Source organism: Micavibrio aeruginosavorus EPB, from assembly GCF_000348745.1.
GTDB lineage: Bacteria > Pseudomonadota > Alphaproteobacteria > Micavibrionales > Micavibrionaceae > Micavibrio > Micavibrio aeruginosavorus_A.
In genome coordinates, this window is the sequence record NC_020812.1 from 1341893 (window position 1) to 1364653 (window position 22761).

Annotated in this window: 16 protein-coding genes and 3 tRNA genes; 3 read left to right on the forward strand and 16 right to left on the reverse strand. The window is 53.7% G+C overall.

All coding sequences use genetic code 11. The features are described 5' to 3' along the window. Positions 1–36 precede the first annotated feature (36 nt). The 14 genes from A11S_RS06250 to A11S_RS06315 form a co-directional block, all read right to left on the reverse strand. Positions 37–1410: a hypothetical protein gene (locus A11S_RS06250; RefSeq protein ID WP_235067414.1), complete on the reverse strand. Its 1374-nt coding sequence runs from the start codon at positions 1408–1410 to the stop codon at positions 37–39. Between the two features lie 228 nt (positions 1411–1638). After that, positions 1639–3123: a hypothetical protein gene (locus A11S_RS06255; RefSeq protein ID WP_015467653.1), complete on the reverse strand. Its 1485-nt coding sequence runs from the start codon at positions 3121–3123 to the stop codon at positions 1639–1641. 158 nt (positions 3124–3281) lie between these two features. After that, a complete protein-coding gene (locus A11S_RS06260; protein ID WP_081604764.1) occupies positions 3282–4754 on the reverse strand; it encodes a hypothetical protein in 1473 nt (490 codons plus the stop codon). A 137-nt stretch (positions 4755–4891) separates the two neighbouring features. Continuing rightward, positions 4892–6013 carry an alanine dehydrogenase gene (gene ald, locus A11S_RS06265; protein ID WP_015467655.1) on the reverse strand — a complete coding sequence of 374 codons (1122 nt, stop codon included), beginning with the start codon at positions 6011–6013 and terminating at the stop codon, positions 4892–4894. A 110-nt stretch (positions 6014–6123) separates the two neighbouring features. Beyond that, on the reverse strand, positions 6124–6843 hold the full coding sequence (locus A11S_RS06270; RefSeq protein ID WP_148285113.1) for an Lcl domain-containing protein: 720 nt from the start codon (positions 6841–6843) through the stop codon (positions 6124–6126). A 92-nt stretch (positions 6844–6935) separates the two neighbouring features. Beyond that, positions 6936–8897 (reverse strand): hypothetical protein, encoded by a 1962-nt coding sequence (locus A11S_RS06275; RefSeq protein WP_015467657.1) that lies wholly within the window; start codon positions 8895–8897, stop codon positions 6936–6938. Between the two features lie 183 nt (positions 8898–9080). Beyond that, positions 9081–9155: transfer RNA gene (locus A11S_RS06280), tRNA-Val, on the reverse strand. Positions 9156–9302: 147 nt separating this feature from the next. Further along, the gene (locus tag A11S_RS06285; RefSeq protein WP_014102923.1) at positions 9303–9578 is read right to left on the reverse strand and encodes an HU family DNA-binding protein; all 276 of its coding nucleotides are present in this window, start codon (positions 9576–9578) and stop codon (positions 9303–9305) included. Between the two features lie 184 nt (positions 9579–9762). Continuing rightward, positions 9763–12186, reverse strand: coding sequence for an endopeptidase La (gene lon, locus A11S_RS06290; protein WP_041802530.1), 2424 nt, complete (start codon positions 12184–12186; stop codon positions 9763–9765). 237 nt (positions 12187–12423) lie between these two features. Continuing rightward, on the reverse strand, positions 12424–13074 hold the full coding sequence (gene clpP, locus A11S_RS06295; protein WP_014102925.1) for an ATP-dependent Clp endopeptidase proteolytic subunit ClpP: 651 nt from the start codon (positions 13072–13074) through the stop codon (positions 12424–12426). A 168-nt stretch (positions 13075–13242) separates the two neighbouring features. Next, positions 13243–14607 carry a trigger factor gene (tig, locus tag A11S_RS06300; RefSeq protein ID WP_041802532.1) on the reverse strand — a complete coding sequence of 455 codons (1365 nt, stop codon included), beginning with the start codon at positions 14605–14607 and terminating at the stop codon, positions 13243–13245. A 100-nt stretch (positions 14608–14707) separates the two neighbouring features. After that, positions 14708–14792, reverse strand: a tRNA-Leu gene (locus tag A11S_RS06305). Between the two features lie 65 nt (positions 14793–14857). Beyond that, positions 14858–16363: an NAD(P)H-hydrate dehydratase gene (locus tag A11S_RS06310; RefSeq protein ID WP_015467661.1), complete on the reverse strand. Its 1506-nt coding sequence runs from the start codon at positions 16361–16363 to the stop codon at positions 14858–14860. A gap of 36 nt (positions 16364–16399) precedes the next feature. After that, positions 16400–16475: transfer RNA gene (locus tag A11S_RS06315), tRNA-His, on the reverse strand. 299 nt (positions 16476–16774) lie between these two features. Between A11S_RS06315 and glnA the strand changes: the two genes are divergently transcribed. Continuing rightward, on the forward strand, positions 16775–18205 hold the full coding sequence (gene glnA, locus A11S_RS06320) for a type I glutamate--ammonia ligase (protein ID WP_015467662.1): 1431 nt from the start codon (positions 16775–16777) through the stop codon (positions 18203–18205). Between the two features lie 74 nt (positions 18206–18279). Here the strand turns inward: glnA and A11S_RS06325 are convergent, their stop codons facing one another. Both A11S_RS06325 and A11S_RS06330 read right to left on the reverse strand, forming a co-directional pair. Next, entirely contained in the window at positions 18280–19413 is a 1134-nt protein-coding gene (locus A11S_RS06325) for a hypothetical protein (protein WP_015467663.1), read from the reverse strand. Then, positions 19410–19793 (reverse strand): acyl-CoA thioesterase, encoded by a 384-nt coding sequence (locus A11S_RS06330; protein ID WP_015467664.1) that lies wholly within the window; start codon positions 19791–19793, stop codon positions 19410–19412. Before A11S_RS06330 ends, A11S_RS06325 begins: the two co-directional genes overlap by 4 nt. Before the next feature lie 123 nt (positions 19794–19916). Here A11S_RS06330 and parE point away from each other — a divergent pair, with 123 nt between their 5' ends. Continuing rightward, complete coding sequence (gene parE / locus A11S_RS06335; protein ID WP_015467666.1) at positions 19917–21956, forward strand: DNA topoisomerase IV subunit B; 2040 nt, start codon at positions 19917–19919, stop codon at positions 21954–21956. 177 nt (positions 21957–22133) lie between these two features. Beyond that, positions 22134–22721, forward strand: coding sequence for a hypothetical protein (locus A11S_RS06340; RefSeq protein WP_148285114.1), 588 nt, complete (start codon positions 22134–22136; stop codon positions 22719–22721). Positions 22722–22761 lie beyond the last annotated feature (40 nt).

Consider the following 22761-nt stretch of genomic DNA (forward strand, 5'->3'; position numbering starts at 1 on the left):
GCGCCGATTTGAGAATATAAATTCTTTTAAAATCAATTAGTTAACTTCAACCCCAACCAACCCCTCGCGCCACATGCGGAAGAAGCTGCCTTTGTGAAAGTCCAAACTGGCCTCTGGTTCGGCGACGCAGGCGTGAATTGCATCCCCGGCGATGAATCGAACATCGGCGGCAGCGGCGGCCAATGCCACTTTCGGATCATCCGCCCCCAGCAGGAAGGTCCGGCTGATCAGATGACGGCGTGTGCGCTTCACAAAATTCTGAATATCGCTTTCCATCATCCGATAGGCCCGCCCGCCATTACCAGTAGAAGAGCCATTCACCATAACACCCAGCACATCAAAACCGGCCATACGCAAGGCTTCGTAATCCGCCTCCCCAACGCTGGTCAACGACACACGACCACACAAAACGCGCCCGAATGTTTTCAATGGCGAAATCATCCGGTGCAATGTCATCCACGGCGTATGTGCCGGAACATCCATCACCATAAACAGCATATAGGCCTTCATGCGCTCATCAATCTTCTGGCACAATGCGCGGTAACGCTGCTGTCCGTCCATGCTGGACAAGGTGTAATGATGCACCGGACAAATAATACCGAAATCCGGGATCATGTCGGGATTGGCCTGGAACCAAGCAATCACGGTCCGTAAAACCAGCATATCCATGGCAATCACCATGGCCCCCGGCGCGTTGGCATAGAACGCTTCATGGGCCCGAATGGCCTGCCCACCCGCATCCGGATAATCAGCCACGGCCATCTGGGCCACTTTACGACCCTTGTAATGGTCCCACACCGGCATATAGCGCACCGCAGTAAAGGGCAACTCATGAACATCGTCCATCGCTCCGGTTTCTTTTTTATGCGGCGCCGTCATTTCGTGGTGCAACCGTGCCGCACGATCGTGGCCAGCATGCAAAACAGATGAAAAATTGGGTGATCGCGACGCGGTCAGCTGAATTTGGCCATTCACGCGCCCCTTTTCAAACAACATCACGATGGATTGCACCAATGGCATATTGTGATCCAGATCCGTCATCTGGATCAGGGACACATCCTTTTTGACCGTAATTTGGTCAACACCGTCCAAGGCCTGCAAACCGCGTTTCATTTCTTCGACAATCAGAGTGATTTTCAAATCGCTTTCAACAATTGTGCTTTCGGTAAAAAGAATGATGAAAGCATCATCGCGAAATTCGACACACATATCATCATCACTGATGTACTTTCCAATCACGTTTTTGCAGACATCTGAAATTTTGCTGTGCAGATTGTCCCATCGCGCACCGCTGTTATTGCGGATCGTGCGCAGGCCCAGGATTTCCATTCGTCCCGCGGCAACAACGCCATTCTTATTGAAGAAACTCGACAACGCATTACCAAGAACAGCATGATTTTTAAACGACATGAAATTCTGTTCTTGATTCACATTCCCCTGGCCAACCATCACCCATTCTCCCGAATTTTTATTTTATATACCCGTTGTATTTCGAGTATGCCCCCCTAGACTGAAGAATGAATTGCGAGGCAAGACCACTTAGGGTTATATCGGGAACATTATTTTGACAGACAAAACGCATCCAAAAACGACCGCGTTTTAAACAAACCCAACAAAGACAACATCCATCACAAAATACTAATGCACACCACCGGATCGCGCCGGATCACTGCGCCACAATCTGAAGAATTCGTTGATTGAAAAATCCTGTTCCGATTCAGGTTTCGGAACGCACGGATGAATGGCATCGCCCGCCATAAACCGAACATCCGCCATCGCCGCCGCCACCGCCGTATCGGCATCATCCGCGCCCATAATGAATGTACGGTTGATAATATGTTTTCGTGCGCGATGGACAAAATTTTCGAGATCAGGCTGTAACGATTTGTGCGTTCGCCCCGCTGCAGAGTCACCGACGAACACACCCAAAACATCAAACCCGGCCATACGCAGCGCTTCTATGTCTGTATCGGTAATATCAAGCGGAACCTGACCGCATAGAAACCGACTATATGTTTTTAATGGCGACACCAGGTGCTCCATACTTAACCACGGCATATGGACTGGTAAATCCATAACCAGAAACAGCATGAATTGCTTCATACGGTCATCAATCTGCTGACACAGGGACCGATACCGTTCCTTCCCTTCTCTGCTGGATAATGTTCTGAAATTCACCGGGCAGATCAACCCAAATTCCGGCAAGGCATTCGAGTTGCTTCGCAGCCAATTGATAATCGCCTGCAAAATAAACATATCCATCTCGACAATTTCATGATCACTGCGGCCAATGTAAAAATTCCGATGCGACTGCATTGCATTTGGCCCCGCCCCCGGATAATCGGCCACAGCAACCAACGACACACGACGACCGCGATACTGATCCCATGCAGGCATAAACCGTACACCGCTAAACGGCATGATCACGGGGTCTGGCTTCGGCGCATGCTTTAACCTGCCAAAGCGTCGCGGGTGATGCCTGTGATGGACGAACTCAACTTCCGTCCTTGGGATGGGGGTAAAGTCGGGCGTTTTATGCCCCTGCTCTGCCATTTCCATGGTCGCCCGCATACGCCCCTTATCAAAGGCCAACGGCACAGACTGGATAAACGGCAAATTCCGGTCCACTTCATGGGCCGATATATGTGACATCTCTTTTTCCATTGTGATGGAGTCCAAACCCAACTCATCAAACAAACGGCGTCTGATTTCTTCGGCCATCAACGCAGCCTTCATGTCGCTTTCCACTAGCGTGCTGCTCATAAACAGCAGGATATAGCTATCATCCTCATAACGGATATAGATATCACCGCGCTCCAGATATTTGCTGATTGTTTCTTCGCAGATCACGAAAACCTGATCCTGCATCCCGGTCCAGCGGCGTCCCATTTGTGCCTTGACCGCGCGCAACCCCAGAATCTGCAATCGCCCGGACGCGACCAGATCGCGTTTTTCAAACAGCTTCGTACACAGAACTTCCAGCTCTGCGTGCTGGCTTTCTGTTAATCGCATTGGTTTTTTTGAATATGACCGCGCCGAAAACGCACGATCGTCGGAATGCGTCCAAAACGCCAATTTCGACACATACCCACGGATCCGTCCAGCCACACCGCGCACACGCATAGGCCCCTCCGCAATAAGTCACAAAATATGGATTAAGTATGTCCCCTTACATTCATTGTCGCACTGAAACCCGCAGAAAAGCGACAAAAAACGGATATTTTGTGATTCACGGGAAATGCAAAATGCGAAACGCAGATTTTCGCAACCGCGCCACGATCTTAATGCGGGCGCGAACCATCCTTAAGATGGTTATTCCATAGCTGCAAAAATCCATTGTCTGGAAAATGTAATTTTTCATCGGGATTTTGCACGCTTTGATGCACAGCGGTTCCGGCGATATAACGCACACCAGCCTTGATCGCCGCAGTGACAAGCTCTGGACTATCCACATCAAGGACAAACGTTTGGTTGATCAAATATCGTTTGGCCTTGTTGACAAGGGATTGGATATTCAAAATTTCCGCATCTTTCCCACCGCCCGACACAGACCGGGCGATGATCCCGATATTATCAAACCCGGCAATGCGCAACAAAGACAGATCGGAATTTAATCCCGGCGTGGAAATATGCCCGCACAAAACGCGGCCATAGGCTTTCAAAGGCGAAACAACTTCGCTTAACCGCGCACTGGACATATGAACGACGGGAACACCCATAACCATGAAAAGGATATGGCTTTTCATGCTCTCATTCATCTTCTGGCACAGAACACGGTATTTTTCGGCCCCCTCGACACTTGAAATCGTACTGAAATTTACAGGGCAGATAATACCAAAATTACGTGTCGCATTATCATGTTCGCCAAACCACTGAATCAATCCCGCAAGAATATCGGTATCGATTGCCGCAATGGCGGAAGCGGAACGTCCCCGGAAAAACCGCTGATGCGTTTCCGCGGCTCCCGGCTCATCATCACGACCGGCCACGCACATAAATGCAATTAATCGTCCCTTGAATACATCCCAAACGGGCATATACCGTACCGCATGCCGCGGGGCCATCTTTTCGGCAATAACGGGTTTAGCCACTGCCGCATCATCCTCGGCAATGGACACATCAACACGCTTCACCAACGCCAGATCAATTTCGTTTTTATTGGACACTGAGGGAACGACGACGGCGCCTTTCTTCTTGCGCGACAACCGGCTTTCAAATGTTTCCGAGATGGATTGTTTGGAAAAACCGCCCGCACCCAGACTGTCGCGACTAAGGACGGAAACGTCTTTGCGCACGCCGACATTCTCAATCCCATGGTTTTCAAACAGGCAGCGGCGTATCTCCGATGCAATCAGGGTCATTCTTGCATCGCTTTCTTCAGCGGAACTTGTTCCGAACAGGATAATGAAATCTTTTTCCTTATAACGGAAAAAAACATCGCTGGAATTGGTGTATTTTTTTATGACATCTTCGCAGGTTTCGTAAATGATATCCCGTAACCCCGCCCAACGCCGGCCCATTTTTTTCCTGACCTCATCAAGACCCAACACCTGAATGCGGCCGGACGCGATCAACTCTTTTTTCATGAACAACGCTTCGCACAACGACTCAAGCTTTACTTGACGGCGTTGTGCTGCGGCTGGATCAACGTTTTCCGCTTTGCGCTTTATGACATTGGTACGGGTGTGCCCCTTGCGAAACACAAGTCCTGCAACATAATCACGAACATGGCTCATAATACCGTGTGCTTGCATTCTTAATCAGCCCACAAATAAAATTTGCCCCCTCCCGGTACCTAATTGATCTTTTCGCTTTTGGGAAAAAGTAAAGAGGGATGGCACGATACCATCCCTCTTTTGCAAATTCGGACGCAGCACTATCCCAAAGAATTTCAGGCGGCCAGAGCCTTGGGCTCCGGGTTGAACGGCAAATTCAGCGATTCCGCTACGCTGCGGTACGTGATTTCCCCGCGGCAGACATTGAGACCGTTTCGCAAATTGGGATCTTCCAACACGGCACGTTTCCACCCCTTATCCGCCAACGCCAGCGCATAGGGCAAAACAGCGTGGTTCAGGGCCAATGCAGACGACAGCGGCACAGCCCCCGGCATGTTTGCCACGCAATAATGCACGACGCCATCAACGACATAGGTCGGGTCCTTGTGCGTGGTGGCATGGCTGGTTTCGAAACACCCACCCTGGTCAATCGCGATGTCGACAATCACCGATCCAGGAATCATGGTTTTCAACATCGGCTTGGTCACCAATTTCGGTGCCGCCGCACCGGGGATCAGCACCGCGCCAATGACCAGGTCACAAACCTGAACATATTGTTCAACGGAATCCATGCTGGAATAAATCACGTTGGCCTGGCCACGGAAATAATCGTCCAGCGTGCGCAGGCGATCATGGTCACGTTCCAGAATGGTGACATTTGCCCCCATGCCAACGGCCACGCGTGCCGCGTTAAACCCGGCTACACCGCCGCCAATCACCAGAACATTGCCGGGGCGAACGCCCGGAACGCCGGAAATCAAACGCCCAACGCCGCCCATATGTTTCATCATGTTGTTCGCACCGACCAGAACGGACAGGCGACCCGCAATTTCCGACATCGGAGCCAGCAACGGCAAACCACGGCCATCACGCCCCGTCACCGTTTCATAGGCAATGGCGACACAGCCGGATTCCATCAAACCCTTGGCCTGTTCCGGGTCCGGGGCCAGGTGCAGATAGGTGAACAGCAATTGATCTTCGCGCAACATCTGGCATTCAACCGGCTGCGGTTCTTTCACCTTCACGATCATGTCGGCTTCGGCGAAGATTTCTTTGGCGGTGCCTTTAATCGTCGCACCGGCCTTTTTGTAATCTTCGTCACTGAAATTAATTCCGGCCCCTGCTCCGGTTTCAACGATCACCTGATGACCGCGCGCGATAAATTCCTTCACCGATGATGGCACCAGACCAACGCGATGTTCCTGAGCCTTGATTTCCTTTGGCACGCCGATTTTCATGTAACACTCCATGATGTGAAAACGCGGCCTATTCTTGCCTGAAACCCGGCCCGCATTCAACACGCAGCGCAGCATAGAAAACAAGGATCTGAGTTATGTCCACTCACCCCTTATTTGCGCATGCAGCGGACATAAAACGACGTGTTTTTTAACACAATAAAGTTTGTTCCATCGCTAAAACGAAAACGCGTCGCCTGGGTTGAAGATGAGTTTTGCGAAGTCCAGTGTGTGAAACCATAATTCATGCCCAACGCCACACGATTGGTATGAAGATGTGTATACTCCGCCAATGCTGGCAAATACCAATCATTATGACCATGCGCCGTCGAATTTGCACAAATCGACGCCGCTGCACTGGGGCACGCCAGCATAATCTGATCGGTATTCGCTTCCCCATCCGTTGTGCTGTTCGCTGCAGGAATGTTGGTTCCGGAACATCCCCAAACCACCCCGGTACTGTCATCAGCTGGTGTAATATAACGATCCGTCCCAGACAGATTCCCCGCATAAAGCGTCCCATCGGCACAGGTATCACCAATATTAGGCGTACCCGCACAAGGATCAACAACACCACCAGGTTTGTGAAATGCCACCCACCCATTCACGGTGGTACAGCCTTGGAATGCATCATGCGTACTGTTGTACACAATATCGCCAATAGATCCGGCTGGATTAGCGCATTGTGCATTCGCATGCGAAGTTTTTAAAAGAAGGGCAAACGATAAAATAATAAAAGCCGTAAAAAAATGAAACATGACACACCTCGCATGATTTTTCGATTTATCAGGTTTGGTTATTACGCGAGAATAAAAACAGAGGTGAATTGTCACACGAAATTCCCTACACACTCAATACGCAGTGCAGCATGCTCGGGTATATATGGGATTTCCGGGCATTCATTGTATTGTTCTAATATGATGGATCAGTGGCTACTGGACTGCCCCGTCCCCAAAATAGCAACCACACCGCGATCAACAACTTTGGATACACGCCGTAGGCGCATCAGCTCTTCGTCTTTAACTGCGGGTGACAACATATAGGGAATAACAGGCGTGGTCCGCATAACGTCCCATATTTTCATTTGGCGCCATGACGGCTCGCGCCCCTCACGGCCCAGAATATTGATCCCCGCATGGCGGTAATTGCGCACGGCACGATATGCCAGCGTCGGGCCAGCCGGATCGTCAAGGACACCGCGCACCACCTGCCGTCGCAAACCATCAAAATGAATCACGCCCAAACGATGGATATTCGATTCAAAATCCGGGGCGTGCGGATGGCGATGCAGGTAGCTTTGCAAGGACCGGAACATCGCCCCCACCACGGCATTGCGGGTCTGCTTCATTTTATTCAAGACACCGATACGCATAGCGTCAGGCATATCGGGCCGGGGCCAGATGGGTGCCGCCGCCTGCTGGAACCGATCCGCGGGATCATTCCCCTCGCCCGCCTGGCCCAAGGCCGGATCGCGCAAACGGGCTTCTTCATCAAAACGCACATGCGCCAAAGCACGGGCATAGGCCTTGATACTTTCCTGAATACCAACAGGCTGGGTCTCAAATTGCCGCAGGCCGCCAATCGCACTTGCGCCCCACAAAACACGGTTTTGGGCATCTGCTGGCTTTTCGCATTCATACTGCAAACACGCCGACAATGCCGTATTCAAATCCGACAGAACATCGTCCGTCATAAAACCGGGCCGTTCCAGAAATTCCAGATACATGGCCCCCAGATGATCCAAATTCACCTGTTCGGGGTAACGTGTTTTCGGATTGCGCCAGCGATCATGCATATATTGCACCAGATCGGACCCATCCGGGCGGGTCAGCGTTTCCATACGCGTCAATGCACGCCCCATCAACGGATCATCCACCGGCAACACCCGCACCAGCGAAAACAGGGCCACGGTGCCAAAATAATCCATGTAATGGTGGCGCACATTCGGGGATACGCCATCATCCTCTAACGCGCGATCAATGCGCTCCAACGCGTCGCAATATTTTTCAACCTGCACATCCAAATCACGATCATCGCCATTCGTACGCATTTCGCGATACGTATCCGCATGGCTGGCCAGCGCCCAGCCCTCATAACTGTTCGGGGCATCGCTCCCCTCGCGGTCCGCCATACTGAACGACAGATAGGATTTGAGAAATTCGCCCAACGCCGGGCCATAAGATGGTTTGCGGAACGCGTGTGAAATTTCATCGGTTAAGACGGGGCTAGTGAGGCCGTGTAAAACATCATGGTTCCCAATCGTTGCCATGGCCGCCAGAGATTCAAGAAGGTCGGATGGGTTATACGGCGCAATGCGGTCCATCACCGTTTTGTCGAGAACCATGACCGGGAACGCAATGGACGCCTGTTCCGCATGGCGCAAACATTGAATGAAACCTAAATGATATTGACGTCCGGCAATATCGGAGGGGCGGCTGAATGACGTAAGCGCTTTGTCCTTTGTAACCTGTTCCCACACATCGCTTGGCACAATTGCAACTTCGGACAACACGATATTCCCGGTATCCGCCGCCATCTTGTTGAACAATCCGCTCAACCGCTCCGGCGCGAAATGGGTTTTGGGTGACGTATCATCTGCAATCATCCGGTGATACGCCACAATCCCATGTTTGGCATTAAACGGATTTGGCTCCGTTGCGGTCACAAGACCATCATTCATCAACCGCGCCCCAAGCGCCGTCATATAGGGGGACAGACGATCAGCCTCATAGGCCGCCACCCCGGACTCGGAATCGGCATATAAACGGCTGATATAGGTTTGCAGGATATGCGCGCCCTCTGCCCCGGTCTGCGCCGTCACGGGCGGGCGATAGGATAATCCGGCCTTACCGGGCTGGTTTTCGGTCGTCGTCTTACGCTGCGCCAAAGCGCCTCTCTTCCCCGTTATTTTATCAGGCTTACGCGGGGTCTGACCCCAGCCTGTACTGTACGGCGGAGATGTTAATATTCCCTTTTAAACAGGATGGCAAATTTGGGGCAGAACCACCCCCCTAACAGGCTGAAAATAAACATTAAAAAACCCCGCCAAAGCGGGGGTTTTTAGAGAGAATGGTGCGCGCTGAGAGGATTGAACTCCCGACCCACTCGGTGTAAACGAGTTGCTCTACCGCTGAGCTAAGCGCGCGCCGTCGTCAGGGGCGTAGATTTACGCAAAAACGAAGGCACTTTCAAGCCCTATTTTCTCGTTTTTCTTCATTTTCATCACCGGAAATAAGAAACCCCCGCAGGATCGCTCCCACGGGGGTTTAAAACCTGAAATCAGGCCGAAGGATTAGCCGTTAACGGCGTCTTTCAGCTCTTTACCGGCTTTGAATTTCGGCTGTTTGGAGGCCGGAATTGCAATGGCTTCGCCCGTACGCGGGTTACGGCCCGTGGTGGCGGCACGTGCGGATACCGTGAAGGTGCCGAAACCAACCAGACGAACGTCGTCGCCGCCTTGCAGGGTTTCTTTGATGCCTTCGAACGTGGCTTCAACAGCTTCTTGAGCTTGTGCTTTGGCCAGGCCGGTCACTTTTGCAACGTGGTTGATCAGATCTTGTTTGTTCACGGGTTTTCCCCCTCTGTGATCGTGTTAAAGACAAAATGCCAGAAACCACATCATTCGCATTCAGCCAGAAATACACACGGCCAGAAAAAGAATGTGGGGCCCGAACCCGCGCTGTCCTTGGTCAAAACCCAAGGGAATCTGCGCCTTTCGGACCCCACATTTTTACGCCCATTTTAGGGGGGCATCAATGGCGAATCACGCCTTCCCCCTTATTTTCTGCGGTTTTTGCCGTAACCGGGTCGATTTCGCCCTCTTCTTTCCCTAATATCGGCTCTGGAAGCCGGATCAGGGCATGGGCCAGCACGTCCTCAATGGCATTCACCGGGATAATCTCCAGCATTTTCTTCACGTTGGCCGGGATATCGGCCAGGTCTTTTTCGTTTTCCTGCGGGATCAGGACCTTCTTGATTCCGCCGCGCGATGCCGCCAGCAATTTTTCTTTCAGGCCGCCAATGCCGGTCACATAACCGCGCAAATTGATCTCGCCCGTCATCGCCACATCCTTGCGCACTTCGATGCCGGTCAGCGCCGAAATGATCGCCGTGGTCATCGCCGCACCGGCGGACGGACCGTCTTTCGGTGTAGCCCCTTCCGGCACGTGGACGTGGATGCTGGTTTCATTCAGCTGTTTATAATCAATGCCGAATTTCGCCGCGCGTGATTTGATCAACATTTCCGCCACGGTGATGGATTCACGCATCACTTCTTTCAGGTTCCCGGTGGTGGACACCTTGCCATCCTTGCCCGGCATGGTCACAGCCTCGATCGACAGCAGATCGCCGCCAAATTCGGTGTAGGCCAAACCGTTCACGATACCAACGCGATCTTGTTCATCAATCTCACCGAAGCGGTATTTGCGAACACCCGCATATTTCTCAAGGTTTTTCGGTGTAACCGATACGCCGCCATCTTTGCCACGCATCAAGATTTCTTTGATCGCTTTGCGGCACAGGTTCGCAATCTCACGCTCCAAATTCCGCACACCCGCTTCACGCGTGTAATACCGGATCAAATCGCGGATCGCCGCATCCGACACCTTGAACTCGCTCGGCTTCAAGCCCGCCGCCTTGATCTGCTTTTTCAGCAGGTGGCGCTTCACGATCTCCAGCTTCTCGTCCTCGGTATAACCGGCCACACGGATGATTTCCATACGGTCCAGCAACGGTTGCGGCATGTTCAGGCTGTTGGCCGTGCAAATGAACATGACATCGGACAGATCATAATCCAATTCCAGATAGTGATCATTGAAAGTCGAGTTTTGTTCCGGGTCCAAAACCTCCAGCAAAGCACTGGACGGATCACCGCGCCAATCCTGGCCCAGCTTGTCCACTTCATCCAGCAGGAACAGCGGGTTGGATGATTTGGCTTTCTTCATCCCCTGAATGACTTTACCCGGCATGGCGCCGATATAGGTCCGGCGGTGACCGCGAATTTCGCTTTCATCACGCACGCCGCCCATGGACATACGCACGAAATTACGGTTCGTCGCACGCGCAATGGATTGACCCAGCGATGTTTTACCAACACCCGGGGGACCAACCAGGCACAGGATCGGACCCTTCACCTTGTTCGCGCGTTGCTGTACGGCCAGATATTCAAGGATGCGTTCCTTGACCTTCTCCAGACCATAATGTTCTTTGTCCAGAATGTGCTGGGCTTCCTTGATGTCTTTCTTCACGCGGGTGCGTTTGTTCCATGGCACCGACAGTATCCAGTCGAGATAGTTGCGCACAACGGTGGCTTCCGCCGACATCGGGCTCATCTGACGCAGTTTTTTCAACTCGCCTTTCGCCTTGTCGCGGGCGTCTTTCGACATTTTGGATTCTTCGATCTTGCGTTCCAGCTCGGTCAGCTCGTCAACGCCTTCGCCATTGTCGCCCAGCTCTTTCTGAATGGCCTTCATTTGCTCGTTCAGATAATACTCGCGCTGGGTTTTTTCCATTTGGCGCTTCACGCGGTTACGGATGCGTTTTTCAACCTGCAAGACGCCGATTTCGCCTTCCATGTAACCAAAGATTTTTTCCAGACGATCGATGGTCAGCGGAATTTCCAACAACTCCTGCTTCTCTTCGATCTTCAGTGCCAGATGTGCGGCAATCGTATCGGCCAGTTTCGAGATGTTCTCGATCTGGTTCACGGACACGATGACTTCCGGCGGAATTTTTTTGTTCAGCTTCACATACTGTTCAAACTGGTTCACGACGGCACGAGCCAGCGCTTCGCTTTCCTCGTCTTCCTTCACATCGTCGATCACATCCGTAACGGATGCTTCCAGATAATCCATGTGCGCGGTGTAGGTGTTGATCTTCACACGGCGGCTGCCCTCGACCAGAACCTTCACCGTTCCGTCGGGCAGTTTCAGCAATTGCAAAATGGTCCCGATCGTCCCGACCATGTACAGGTCGTCCGGACCCGGATCATCAACGGACGGCGATTTTTGCGTGGCCAGCAAAATCTGCTTGTCTTCACGCATCACGTTTTCCAGCGCCTTCACCGACTTTTCACGCCCCACGAACAGCGGGACAATCATGTGCGGAAACACGACAATGTCACGCAAAGGCAGAACAGGAAGAACAGCGTCTTTGGAAGAAGACTGGAAACCGATCATATTCACTCGCTTGTGCTATATGTTACGTAAAAAGCAGGTTTCGCCAGAACGGGCATTGACCCACTATAGTACCACAATTCTTAACAGGAGATTGCCGGATTTATTGTGTTTTTGAATAATCCAACGGGCCCGGCCCCGCCTGTTTCAATCAAATGTTAATGCAATGCCCAAAAATCAAGCCCGCCGGATCGGATGATCCATAGCGGGCTTGAATAAAAGGATATTTTGAAAAAGCCCCTATTCTTTCGGCTTTTCCGTCTCCAAAGCTTTCGGGCGGGTTTCGACAACATGGTCGATCAGGCCGAAGGCCTTGGCTTCGTCGGCGGACATGAAATTATCACGCTCCATCGACACTTCGATTTCGTTCAGCTTGCGGCCCGTGTGCTTCACATAGATCTGGTTCAGACGTTCACGCAGACGCAGAATTTCGCGGGCATGAATTTCGATGTCCGTTGCCTGACCACGCGCACCACCCGACGGCTGGTGAATCATGATACGGGAGTTCGGCAGAGAGAAACGCTTGCCTGCTTCACCAGCGGTCAGCAGCAGAGAGCCCATGGACGCAGCCTGACCGATACAAACGGTGGCCACCGGGCATTTGATGTATTGCATCGTGTCGTACATCGCCAGACCGGAGGTTACAACACCACCCGGGGAGTTAATGTAGAACGAGATTTCTTTTTTCGGGTTTTCCGATTCCAGGAACAGCAACTGGGCACAGATCAGAGCGGACCCATGGTCTTCCACTTCGCCGGTCAGGAAAATAATGCGCTCTTTCAACAGGCGCGAATAAATGTCAAACGAACGCTCCCCACGGGCGGTCTGCTCGATAACCATCGGCACCAGCGTGTTCGTGAAAAGGTCTACTGGATCGCGTTCTCTAATCATTGTCTGGACTCTCGGCGTGAATAAGGTGGATGCAGGACATGGCGAGATTCGCCATAAGCCAACCGTATCGCCTGAATCCTGATTGTTCAAGGGGGTTTGGATGATCCGAAAGAAAATGACCGGAACCCCTTTCGGAATTCCGGTCATCCAATCATCTGATAATCCGAATTAAGCCTTTTTCTTGGATTTTTCGGCTTTTTTGCCCGTGTACGGGGTGTCGTCTTCTTTGGTCAGCTCTTCAACTGTGACGACTTTCTCGCTCACATCAGCCAGTTCGAACAGGAAATCGACAACTTTGTCTTCGAATACCGGCGCGCGCAGAGCTTCCAGAGCCTGGCGGTTTTTGCGGTAATATTCGAACACTTCGCCTTCCTGACCCGGGAAGCGCTGGGCTTCCATAATCACGGCGCGTTGCATTTCCTGATCGGTGATCTGGATGTTGTTTTCACGACCGATTTCGGACAGAACCAGACCCAGGCGCACACGGCGTGCGGCAATCGCGCGCAGCTCGTCTTCTTCCTCGGTGGTCAGCTCCAGTTTACCGTCTTTCAAGTCGCCCTGACGCTCGATACGAACCTGGCTCAGAATATTGTTGTATTCCAGGTCCAGCATACCCTGCGGCAGTTCGAAATCATGGGCTTCGTCCAGCGCATCCAGCAAAGAACGCTTCAGCTTCATGCGGCTGACATCGTCATATTGGCTCTGGATTTGCTTTTCGACCAGGTCGCGCAGTGCTTGTTCGCTGTCCAGGCCCAGTTTCTTGGCGAAATCATCATCAACTTTCGCATCTTTGGCCACTTGGATTTCGTGGATTTCAACGTCGAAAATCGCGTCCTGACCCGACAATTCGGCAGCGTGATACGCTTCCGGGAAGGTCACTTTCACTTCAACCTTGTCGCCAACATTCTTGCCGATCAACTGATCTTCAAAGCCCGGAATGAACTGGCCACTGCCCAGTTCCAGTTTCGCGCCGTGGGCATGCATGCCCGGGTGCGGTTTGTTGTCCTTGGCGGTGCGGCCGTGGAAGTCCATCACGATGACGTCGCCCTTTTTCGTCGGGCGGGATTCGGTGATGGTTTCGTATTCGGCGTTGGATTTCGCGATACGCTCCAGCGTTTCGTCGATCTCCTTTTTGTCGGCTTTCACAACCGGCTTCACCAGTTTGATGGCCTTTACGTCCGTAACCTTAAATTCCGGCAGCAATTCAACAGCCATCGTGTAGGTCAGGTCTTTGCCTTCGTCAAAAGACGTTACTTCAAATTTCGGTTGAAGAGCCGGGCGCAGGTTCTTCTCGGTAATCAGTTTTTGCGCACCGTCATTGACCACTTTCTCAATGACTTCAGCCATAACCGAACGGCCATATTTCTGCTTCAGCAGTTTCAGCGGCACCTTGCCCTTGCGGAAACCCGGCAGGCTGATCGTTTCACCAACTTCCTGCAGGCGCACATCAACCTGTGCATCGATATCCTGGGCCGTGACCGTCACTTCATATTGGCAGCTCAGGCCTTCTTTTTTCAGTTCTTTAACCTGCATCTTAAGTTCTCTTTGCAAGATGTTGATATCAAAATGTAAAACTTGTTCGCCAATGGTCGTGGCGTCAGCCACCCGAAGCCGCGCGAAGCGCGACGAAGGGTGGTGCGGATGAAGGGACTCGAACCCCCACGGGTCACCCCGCTGGAACCTAAATCCAGTGCGTCTACCAATTCCGCCACATCCGCATCCCAGAGCCACACTGGAGCGGCCTGAAATTCAACCCTTCACAAACCAGAAAAGCGCGGCAAATTCAAGCCCAATCCCTCAATATTCCCGGGATTCCTTCGGCCAAATCGGCCGCGACCAGCCCCGGACCCAAGCGCCACGCGGTTTCCCCGTGCATCCAGGCCGCCATACAGGCGGCTGTGAACGGGGCCACGCCCTGCGCCACCAGCCCGGCAATCATACCCGCCAGCACATCCCCGGCCCCCGCCGTGGCCAGCCAGGACGGGCCATGGGTGCTGACCACACACGTTCCATCCGGGGCCGCAATCACTGTATCCGCCCCCTTGAGCAGGATCACCGCCCCGCTCCGTCTGGCGGCCTCTTTCACCCGGTCAATCTTCGATCCCGGAATATCGCCAAACAAACGCACAAATTCACCCTCATGCGGGGTCAGGATGCAATGATCATGCGTCACGTGAAACAATTCATCGGCCCGGCCCGCAAAGGCACTGATCGCATCGGCATCCAGCACAACACTGCGCCCTGCCAATCCGCAGGCCCCCAGCACAATGGCGCGCAAATCATCCGCGCGGTCCAGCCCCGCCCCGGGACCGATCAATAAAGCATTGCGCCGCGTATCATTGGCCAGATCCAAAAACGCCGCTGGTGTATCCGCAACCGCACTCATTATATGGGCCGGTCCGGTTTGATAAATGCGCTGCACATCCGCGGGGGCCGCAATGGTGCAAACCCCGGCCCCAATCCGCATGGAGGCCGCGCCCGCCAGCCGCGCCGCGCCGGTCAGACGTGCACCGCCCAGAACCAGCACATGGCCCCGGTCGTATTTATGCTGACCGCGATGCGTTGTGGGAACGGCATTCACCCATAAAGACGGGGTATTCTCAGCAGCCACAGACCCGGTTTGTTCAATCGCTTCATCGGGAATGCCAATATCCGCCACGCTCACCAAACCGCATTGATCCATCCCCGGCATCAACACATGCGCCGGTTTTTTGCGGAAAAACGTCACCGTTCCCAGACATTTGGGAGCCGCGTCATCGACGACCCCTGTATCGCCCTGCACCCCGCTGGGGACATCCACGGCAATCACAGGCAAATCCAATGCGCGGATTTTGGCGAATGCGTCCTTGACCGGAAATTCCAGCGCACGCGACAACCCGGCACCAAACACGGCATCAATCACGCCAGTGCGGTCCGGATCGAAATCCCCATGTTCCAGATTATTCAGAAGTTCGGAAAAATTACGCACCGGCCCGGTCCATCCGGCAACAGCCTTGGCCGCATCCCCTGCCATTTGCGCAGGCGGAACCAGCGCGTAAAGCCGCACATCCAGCCCCTCAGCCCGCAGGTTCATGGCCGCAATATAACCATCCCCGCCATTATTGCCCGGACCGCACAGCACCAGAAAAGTCCGCCGCCCCAGAAGCCGCTTTGCCTCCTCCGCCACGGCCAGACCCGCTGCCTGCATCAGGGCAAACCCGTCCTGTCCCGCCAACGGCAAAGCCAAATGATCGGCCTGTGCCATCTGCGACACGCTCAGGATCTGGTGATGATCGGGAAATTCAGCCATGGAATGAAACCCAGTGAATTGATTCGAAAGGGAAAATGGGGCGACTGACGGGGCTCGAACCCGCGACAACCCGGACCACAACCGAGTGCTCTACCAGCTGAGCTACAGTCGCCACATAAAAAGGCCGAAGGCCCCTGTAGATGCAGGATTTGCAAAATATAGTCAAGAGTTTCTCTTACATATTTCCACCGTCTCCGCACCCCACCCTTCGGCTTGCAGTTTCAACCTGTGGCCCAATCCCCAAAAACCCTAAAAATATTTGTGCTTTGCGATAGACAGGGGCACACTGTCGTGATACTTAAAAGAGATAGCATAAAATTGCATGACAGCATTGCTCAAAAAGCATAACTAAAATGCAATGAATACAAAAACTTAGCTTAAAACCCCCATTCGGAAGCATTAGAGGAACCCATGTCCGACGCAGAGCTGAACATCAAAAGCGTGGCCGATTTACTGAAGGCCATTACCGATCGCAACATTGAATATGTTGATTTTATTTTCACCGATCTGCGCGGGAAACAGCAACACACGACTCAGCACGTCGATACGGTTGATAAAGACCTGCTGACCGATGGGATCTTTTTTGACGGATCCTCCATCGCCGGATGGAAGGCCATCAACGAATCCGACATGGTTTTGATGCCGGATGTAAACCGCGTCACCATCGACCCGTTCACCGCACAACCGACGCTGAAAATTTTCTGCGACGTGTATGACCCGGTGACGAAAAAACCGTACATCCGCGATCCCCGTTCCATTGCCAAGGCTGCCGAAGCCTACCTGCAAACCACGGGCCTGGCGGATGTGGCCTATTTCGGGCCAGAAGCTGAATTCTTCGTCTTCGACGATGTGAAATTCGCCGTGCGCGGAAACAAGGTCGCCTATGAACTGGACGGCATTGAAGAGCCAAGCAACACCGACCGCGCCTACGCCGACGGCAACATGGGCCACCGCCCGCGCGTCAAGGGCGGCTATTTCCCGGATGCTCCGGTCGATAGCGGCGTTGACCTGCGTGCAGAAATGCTCTCCGTTATGCGCTCGATGGGCGTGCCGGTTGAAAAACACCACCACGAAGTGGCCGCCAGCCAGCACGAACTGGGCATCAAATTCTCCACGCTGGTCGATTGCGCCGACAACATGCAGATTTACAAGCATGTCGTTTTCAACGTCGCCCACGCCTATGGCAAAACCGCGACCTTTATGCCGAAACCGGTTTACGGCGATAACGGGTCGGGCATGCACGTCCACCAATCTTTGTCCAAGGGCGGCAAGCCTTTGTTCGCGGGTGATGGCTATGCCGGCCTGTCAGAAATGTGCCTGTTCTATATCGGCGGCATTATCAAACATGCCCGCGCGCTGAACGCGTTCACCAACCCGACGACCAACAGCTATAAACGCCTGGTCCCGGGGTATGAAGCGCCGGTCCTGCTGGCCTATTCCGCCCGCAACCGGTCCGCGTCCTGCCGCATTCCGCATTCGGTTTCACCGAAAGGCAAACGCGTGGAAGTCCGCTTCCCCGACCCGCTGGCCAACCCGTATCTGGCCTACTCCGCCATGCTGATGGCCGGTCTGGACGGCATCAAAAACAAAATCCATCCGGGCGAAGCGATGGATAAAAACCTCTACGACCTGCCGGACGAAGAACTGCGCCGCGTCCCCACCGTGTGCGGTTCCCTGCGCGAAGCCCTCGAGTCCCTGAAACAGGACCACAGCTTCCTGCTGGAAGGCGACGTCTTCACCCGCGACATGATCGCCGGTTACATCGAACTCAAAATGGAAGAAGTCATGGCCTTCGAAACCATGCCGCACCCGATTGAATTCCAGATGTATTATTCGTCGTAAGTTTTATGATCAGCTTGAATATAAAAAACCGGGGCCAGTGCCCCGGTTTTTCTTTGTCCTTTGTTTCGCAAAAATTACGGCCGCATCGACTGAATCACACGCCCAAACGCTTCCGTATTCCCCGCCCATGTGTAGAAATCCACGTTCCGGGATGGGGTCAGCATGGTGATGATGTAGTAGTAGCGGTCTTCGATCAACACGGCGATCCAGTATTCGTGGTCTTGAATCGTTTTTTCCTTGTTGGTCATTTCATAGACTTCAACGCGGTTATAGGACACTTGCGGCTGGAATTGGTAATCGGTCGGCTGTTCGATCATCGCACCGATGACCATGCCGCGTTCTTCCAATTCTTTTTGCAGGGCCTTGACCTCTTCGGCCAGCGTCGTATCCAGTTCGGTGGAGATGATGTTGATATCAATTTCACCATTCAGCGTTTTTTCATCGCGCGTGTTGATGACGCTGGCTTCCATCACGTCGATGGATTGGATGCTGGGCGCGCGCAACCGCCATGATGTCGGGTAGTCAAAACGCAGCAGGTCGAGGAACGCGAATGTTTGAATAGCGCTGAGGCGGGAATCTTCGGGTGCGATGAAACTGAATGAATCAATAATCGCATCCTGCATCCCTTCCTGCCCTTTCCACAGGGCTTCGGGGATATACACCATGCTCAAAATCATACGGGGGCCGTTGATTTCGGCAGTCGCCCGAACGACGAAGGGCGTATCCTTTTCCATCTGGATATAAAGGGCTTCGACCCGACGGTCAGAGAGGACCTTCATGCCCTGCAACGTGTAACCACGCGAGAGAATATAATGCAGGAACCAGTTCCGGGCCGTGATTTCGTGGTCCAGTTCCAACGCCATAATCACAAAACGGCTGCGCACATCGCCGGTAATCGGGCCGTAATAGCGCGCAACCTCGCCCAGAAGCCGCTTGCTCAGATCCTGAGAGCGCAAATTATCATCGGCGGATTTTTTCCAATCCTTGGGCAAACGGATTTTGTAGGCGAGAAATTTATCACCCAGCGGTGTGTCTTCGTGCAGGGTCGTGGCGGCTTCAAATTTGGCCGGGTCCATGGGGTAATCCGGTAATTCGCTGATCTTTTTGACATCAAAGGCCTGGGCCCAGGCCTTTGGCGCGGCCAGCGCCACAACGCCGACCATCATCAGCAGACACAGCACAGAAGATACGCGGAGCGGGTTCATCATGATTTTCTGATCTCCACAGGCTGGCGGTCGTCACCGATGGCGACGAAGGTGTACAGCCCCTCCGTCACCTTGACGTAATTGCGTGTATCACGGCGGCGGCACCAGCTGTCAATTTTCACGGTCACCGACGTCCGGCCCACACGGGCGATTTCGGTGTAAAAGCTGATTTCATCGCCGATAAAGACGGGCTTATGGAATTTCATAGCCTCAATCCCGACGGTCACAACGCGGCCCCCGACATAGTCATAAGCCCGGGCCGCCCCGGCCAAGTCCATATGGGACAGGATCCAGCCCCCGAAAATATCGCCATTGGCGTTGGAATCGGCGGGCATGGGAAAAGTCCGCAAACTGGGCACCTTGCCCTCGATTTCCGCGGGCATGGAAAGAGATTCCTGTGCTGAACCGTGCTTATTCATGGGTTTTCACTTGCAACAAGGGTTTGGGCGGTTAAGTATTCCATTCCACCGTACCGAAACAAAATACACACCGAATGCGTTCATTTTATGGCTGATCTCTTTGCTAACCAAATGAAAAAACCGTCAAATTCCGCAAAAGACACATCTTATGGCGCCTCGGATATCGAGGTGCTGGAAGGTCTGGAGCCTGTCCGCCGCCGCCCCGGCATGTATATCGGGGGCACGGATGAGCGCGCTTTGCACCATTTGGTCGTCGAAATCCTCGATAACTCGATGGACGAGGCCGTGGCCGGCCACGCCGACAAGATTTATCTGACCCTGAAAGCCGATGGATCGGTGGAAATCAGCGATAACGGCCGGGGTATCCCGGTCGATGAACACCCCAAATACCCCGGGAAATCCGCGCTGGAGGTCATCATGACCACCCTGCACTCCGGCGGGAAGTTCAGCGGCAAGAACTATGAAACATCCGGCGGCCTGCACGGTGTGGGCTCATCCGTCGTCAACGCCCTGTCCGAATGGATGGTGATTGACGTCGCCCGCGACAAAACCCTGTATCGTCAGAGCTTTGCCCGCGGCCTTCCGACCTCGAAATTGCAGAAAATCGGCCCGGCCAGCCACCGCGGGACCAAAGTGTCCTTCCTGCCCGACCATGAAATTTTCGGCAAAGCCGCCAAACTGCACCCGTCCATGCTTTACCAGATCGCCCGGTCCAAGGCGTATTTGTATCGTGGCGTGGAAATTTTGTGGGAATGCGACCCGGCCTGCCTGCCCGAAGGGGCCAAAACCCCGGCCAAGGCCACGTTCCACTTCCCCAATGGCTTGCTCGACTTCCTGACCGCATCCCTGCAGGGCCGCCCGACGGTCACGCCCATGGCTTTTGCGGGTCAGGCAAAATTGCCCGATGATGCGGGCCGTGTGGAATTTGCCGTCGCCTGGCCGGATGATGGCGAAGGGTTCAGCCATACATATTGTAACACCGTCCCGACACCGCTGGGCGGCACGCATGAAAGCGGCCTGCGCACCGCGCTGGCCCGTGGCCTGCGGTCCTATGGCGACATGGTGGGGAATAAAAAGGCGGGCATGATTACCGCCGATGATGTGATGGGTGGGGCCGCGATCCTGCTCTCCGTCTTTATCCGCGACCCACAATTCCAAGGCCAGACCAAAGAGAAACTGGTCACCGCCGAAGCCACCCGTTGGGTCGATTCCGCGATCAAGGACCATTTCGATCACTGGCTGTCGGGCGATCCGGCATCGGCAAAACTGTTGCTGGATACGCTGATTGAACGCGCCGAGGAACGTCAGCGCCGCAAAGACGACAAGGACATGGCCCGCAAATCCGCCACGCGGAAACTGCGCCTGCCCGGTAAATTGTCGGATTGCAGCCGCACCAACGCCATCGACACCGAATTGTTCCTGGTCGAGGGTGACTCCGCCGGTGGGTCCGCCAAACAAGCCCGCCGCCGCGATACCCAGGCCGTTTTGCCCCTGCGTGGTAAGATCCTGAACGTCGTTAGCGCAACCAAAGACAAAATGCGCGCGAACCAGGAAATTCAGGACCTGATCCTGGCCATGGGCACGGGGATTGGCAAGGATTGCAAGATCGACAATCTGCGCTATGAACGCATCATCATCATGACCGATGCCGACGTGGACGGTGCGCACATTGCGTCATTGCTGGTCACGTTCTTCTATACGCAAATGCGCCCGCTGATTGAAAAGGGTCATTTGTATCTGGCCCAGCCGCCGCTCTATCGCTTGTCCGCCGGAACGCTCAGCGCCTATGCCCGCGATGACGCGCACAAGGATGAATTGCTGGCGACCCAGTTCAAAAACCGCAAGGTGGACATCAGCCGCTTTAAAGGTCTGGGTGAAATGCCCGCCGCGCAGTTGAAGGAAACCACGATGGATCCGGACAAGCGCACGCTGATCCGTGTCACCATTCCCGACGCCCGCGCGGCGCTGGGCCTGACCGCCGAAACGATGGATGATGACACCGGCCCGACCATCGCCGCATCCGCCGACATCGACGATCTGGTGGAGCGCCTGATGGGTCGGAATGCCGAAGCGCGGTTTAACTTTATTCAGGACAACGCCGAGTTTGTGCGGGATTTGGATATTTAGATAAATTTTACATAGAAATCAAAGCGTTAGCCAAAAACCGATCCGTTCTTGGCCGCATGCCCACGCACCGATTTTTGGTTATGTAAAATTTTATTGACAAAAGCGCACATATCCCGTAATTTCACTGTTATTCCGCGCATAAACCAACCAAGCGCGATCAAAAAAGAGGGTGTTAAAATGAAAAAACAACTGTCCAAATATTTCGCTGGTGCCTTGCTGTCCACCGCCGCTGTGCTGAGCACCGGCTGTGCATCGAACCCATATGGCGGTCTGCCGCAATATGGCAGCACACAGGCCCCGGAACGCATGCAAAACACGCAAGTCGCGCCGAATGGCGTTCGCATGGATCCGTATGGTGCCCCGGTGCGCGTTCACTACAACGCTTGCGGTGCATTGAACCAAGCCATCCGTAACACCCAACCGTCCAACGGTACGCAACGCGCCATTACATCCAGCGTGGGCATGGCCGCCGGTGCCATCCGCAGTGGCCGCAGCAACCGCCTGGGCGACATCGCCGGTGGCGCCGCCGTCGGCATCATTGGTTCCATCGTTGGCGACCGCGTCAACCAAGCCGTGAACCAACCCCGCGTGAATCAACTGGAAGCCGATTGCAACCAGCAACGCGCTTACGAAGACTGGAACCGCGTAAACCGCCAGTACCAACAAATTCAGATGCAGCAAATGCGCCGCAACGGGTACAACAACACGTACCAAAACGCGCAGCCGTACCCGGCCCCGCAGCCGACCTATCGCTACGGCCAATAATCTTAATCGCATCACCAGGTTAAAAAGCGCCGGAGACACC